Annotated in this window: 4 protein-coding genes; 3 read left to right on the forward strand and 1 reads right to left on the reverse strand. The window is 52.3% G+C overall.

Annotated elements, in window-relative coordinates; genetic code table 11:
- Positions 1 to 47 precede the first annotated feature (47 nt).
- Together JWF83_RS13400 and JWF83_RS13405 are read left to right on the forward strand one after the other, a co-directional pair.
- Positions 48 to 968 (forward strand): Rpn family recombination-promoting nuclease/putative transposase, encoded by a 921-nt coding sequence (locus JWF83_RS13400; RefSeq protein WP_413650752.1) that lies wholly within the window; start codon positions 48 to 50, stop codon positions 966 to 968.
- A gap of 81 nt (positions 969 to 1049) precedes the next feature.
- Complete coding sequence (locus JWF83_RS13405; RefSeq protein ID WP_413650747.1) at positions 1050 to 2087, forward strand: VENN motif pre-toxin domain-containing protein; 1038 nt, start codon at positions 1050 to 1052, stop codon at positions 2085 to 2087.
- 205 nt (positions 2088 to 2292) lie between these two features.
- Here JWF83_RS13405 and JWF83_RS13410 read toward each other — a convergent pair whose 3' ends face one another.
- Positions 2293 to 2502 carry a SymE family type I addiction module toxin gene (locus JWF83_RS13410; protein WP_413650749.1) on the reverse strand — a complete coding sequence of 70 codons (210 nt, stop codon included), beginning with the start codon at positions 2500 to 2502 and terminating at the stop codon, positions 2293 to 2295.
- 199 nt (positions 2503 to 2701) lie between these two features.
- Here JWF83_RS13410 and JWF83_RS13415 point away from each other — a divergent pair.
- On the forward strand, positions 2702 to 3460 hold a 759-nt coding region (locus JWF83_RS13415; RefSeq protein ID WP_413650751.1), incomplete at its 3' end, for an Rpn family recombination-promoting nuclease/putative transposase.

Genomic DNA, 3460 nt, shown 5'->3' on the forward strand with positions numbered 1-3460 from the left:
AAGTGATAGAGTCCGCGCATGTCAACCCGGATGACAGGAGCCACGGAATGGGGACCACTTCCACACCGCATGATGCGGTATTCAAACAGTTTCTCACTTCCCCTGACACCGCCAGGGATTTCCTGCAAATCCATCTGCCACCGGCACTGTTGCAGGGCTGCAAACTCGACACCCTGCATCTGGAGCCATGCAGTTTTATTGAGGAGGATTTACGGGCGTTCTACTCGGATGTGCTGTATTCACTGCAGACCGACAGCGGGGAAGGCTATGTCTACTGCCTGATTGAGCATCAGAGTTCACCAGACAAAAATATGACCTTCCGGCTGATGCGTTACGCGATTGCCGCGATGCAGCGTCATCTTGATGCCGGGCATGAGCGTCTGCCGCTGGTGATCCCGGTACTGTTTTATCACGGCGCGACAAGCCCCTATCCGTACTCCATGAACTGGCTGCAGGCTTTCGGCGATCCTGAACGGGCGGCCCGCGTTTACGGCAGTGATTTCCCGCTGGTGGATATCACGGTGATCCCTGACCGGGAGATCCTGACGCACCGGAGCATGGCGCTGCTGGAATACCTGCAGAAACACTGCCGCCAGCGCGATCTGATGCTGATGCTGCAGCCGCTGGCAACGCTGATAAACAGTGGTTACACTACAAGAGAACAGCTGATTGCGGCGGTGAACTATATGCTGCAGGTGGGTGAAACGGCTGATCCGCAATCATTTATGCGTGCCCTGGCAGAGCGCACGGGCCAACATGAGGAACTGATGATGACGGCTGCAGAAAAGCTTGAGCAGAAAGGTCTGGAGAAAGGTCTGGAGAAAGGCCGCAAGGAAGGCATTAAGGAAGGCATTAAGGAAGGCATTATGGAAGTTGCCCGTAAAATGCTGTCAGAAGGTCTGGATAGCCGTAATATCATGAAAATGACAGGGCTGACGGAAGATGAACTGAGACAGCTTCGCCGGTAACCGGTGGCGCGTATGGATTCTCGCAAAGGTGCATTGCCCGGGGCCGGAACGGGGGCTTTTTGATAAACAGCCAGAAATAATATGATTAAAATCATCTGGTTATTTCGTGATTCAAGTCCCGCCCCGAGTGCCGCAGGTGCAGCGGGCGGTGAGCTGGCAGCGCGGGCGATTGTGGCCGTGATGTATCCCGACACTAAAATCAGCGAACTGACGGAAACCCAGAAGCAAATGGTCAGCACGCTGAGCCAGCTGGCGGCAGGGCTGGCAGGCGGAATTGCGACGGATTCGACTGTGGGGATTGGTGCTGGTGCTGGAGCTGGAAAGAATGCGGTTGAGAATAACTCGCTGAGTGGTCTGGAAGGGTTCGGCACCGGCTTCCAGAATAATGTCCAGGCCCAGGGATCGCTGGTAAATAATACCAATCTTACTGATGAAAACGGCAAAGTGCTGAATCCGGCAACACCAGAGCAAATTAAGTATGCCTCTGACAAGCTGGTGACGGGGGAATTACCGGAAGGTGCCAATATCACCAAAGTTATCGTGAATGGATATAAAGATGGTGTGTTGATAGCGGGAGCCGCTTATTTAGGGCCAGCGGCATCGGTGGGTAAAGTGGTGGGCGGTGCAGTAATAGCGGAAATCGCGAATGGAACTTACCAGTGGTTCGATATAAACAGCGAGAAGAATCAGAACTTGCCTGAAAATCAGCAGAAAACCTGGGACTACTGGGGCAGCGCTTCTGCGGCTGTAACCGGGGCGCTGGCTCCAGGACGTGGCATATTGCCAAATGTGGGTATTGCGACAGGTGGCACAGTGTTTACTGATGGGCCTAACGCTGGTTCTGTTAGCGGTGCAGTGGCCGGAGGGCTGATTGGGGGGGCATTGGGAAATATGCACCTGATTTACTCGATCCTGTTTTTGGTTCTTCTGCTGGTTTTTGGTCTGATGTTGGTAGTGCTTACATATCTGAAGCTACAGGAAGCGCGGTTAAAGATGCTATCAATAAGCAGGAGAATAATAAGTGAAAAGAAAACCTACAATAATGCTTCTTGTATTAAGTATTTTATATGGTTGGGCTATTTTTTTTCTCATAGGGATCATACTGAGATTAGCTATTAACTTTTTTTATTTAAAAGAATTATCCTTGGATGAACAGGACGTGTTTAAAACAGGTGTTATGAGTCTTATTGCTGCTGTCGCAGGTGGAACCGGTTCATGGATCTTCGCAAAAATAGACGAACGTAAAGCCCGTAAATTTCCCCCATCAGATCCTCAATAAACAACGATCCCGGCCCAATAAAGCCGGGATATTTTTACCTGTCTATCACTCCTCAGCCAGTCGGATAATCATCTGCCCGGCCTGCGGGAGCACCTCTATCTTCTGCCCGGTACTGAACCCAAAATCCGCCATCCAGTGTCCCTTTAGCGTAATCGACGGCAATGGTTCAAACTTCCGCTGATCGCGGATATAGCCCACGGTATAACGCCGGGCTTTGGTTAAAACCTGTTCTGCCTTATGATGTTGCGCAGCCATAGTAACTACCTCTTTAGTTGCCTGTGGTTAGCGGCGGGATGAGTGTAAGTACCCCGCACGGTAGTGCCATTCACTTGTGTACAGTAGATTTAACGGACTTCCAGGTGGGTGTCCGGACTGAATAAATTGATCATATTTTAATCTCCGGCCGGAAGTGATAGAGTCCGCGCATGTCAACCCGGATGACAGGAGCCACGGAATGGGGACCACTTCCACACCGCATGATGCGGTATTCAAACAGTTTCTCACTTCCCCTGACACCGCCAGGGATTTCCTGCAAATCCATCTGCCACCGGCACTGTTGCAGGGCTGCAAACTCGACACCCTGCATCTGGAGCCATGCAGTTTTATTGAGGAGGATTTACGGGCGTTCTACTCGGATGTGCTGTATTCACTGCAGACCGACAGCGGGGAAGGCTATGTCTACTGCCTGATTGAGCATCAGAGTTCACCAGACAAAAATATGACCTTCCGGCTGATGCGTTACGCGATTGCCGCGATGCAGCGTCATCTTGATGCCGGGCATGAGCGTCTGCCGCTGGTGATCCCGGTACTGTTTTATCACGGCGCGACAAGCCCCTATCCGTACTCCATGAACTGGCTGCAGGCTTTCGGCGATCCTGAACGGGCGGCCCGCGTTTACGGCAGTGATTTCCCGCTGGTGGATATCACGGTGATCCCTGACCGGGAGATCCTGACGCACCGGAGCATGGCGCTGCTGGAATACCTGCAGAAACACTGCCGCCAGCGCGATCTGATGCTGATGCTGCAGCCGCTGGCAACGCTGATAAACAGTGGTTACACTACAAGAGAACAGCTGATTGCGGCGGTGAACTATATGCTGCAGGTGGGTGAAACGGCTGATCCGCAATCATTTATGCGTGCCCTGGCAGAGCGCACGGGCCAACATGAGGAACTGATGATGACGGCTGCAGAAAAGCTTGAGCAGAAAGGTCTG

Origin of the sequence: Pantoea sp. B65 (assembly GCF_047308185.1) — a bacterium.
GTDB lineage: Bacteria > Pseudomonadota > Gammaproteobacteria > Enterobacterales > Enterobacteriaceae > Erwinia.

Bases quoted from the DNA above. Each gene is read 5' to 3' on its own strand.
- JWF83_RS13400 (WP_413650752.1), top strand. From the start codon at position 48: ATGGGGACCACTTCCACACCGCATGATGCGGTATTCAAACAGTTTCTC.
- JWF83_RS13405 (WP_413650747.1), top strand. From the start codon at position 1,050: ATGATTAAAATCATCTGGTTATTTCGTGATTCAAGTCCCGCCCCGAGT.
- JWF83_RS13410 (WP_413650749.1), bottom strand. From the start codon at position 2,502: ATGGCTGCGCAACATCATAAGGCAGAACAGGTTTTAACCAAAGCCCGG.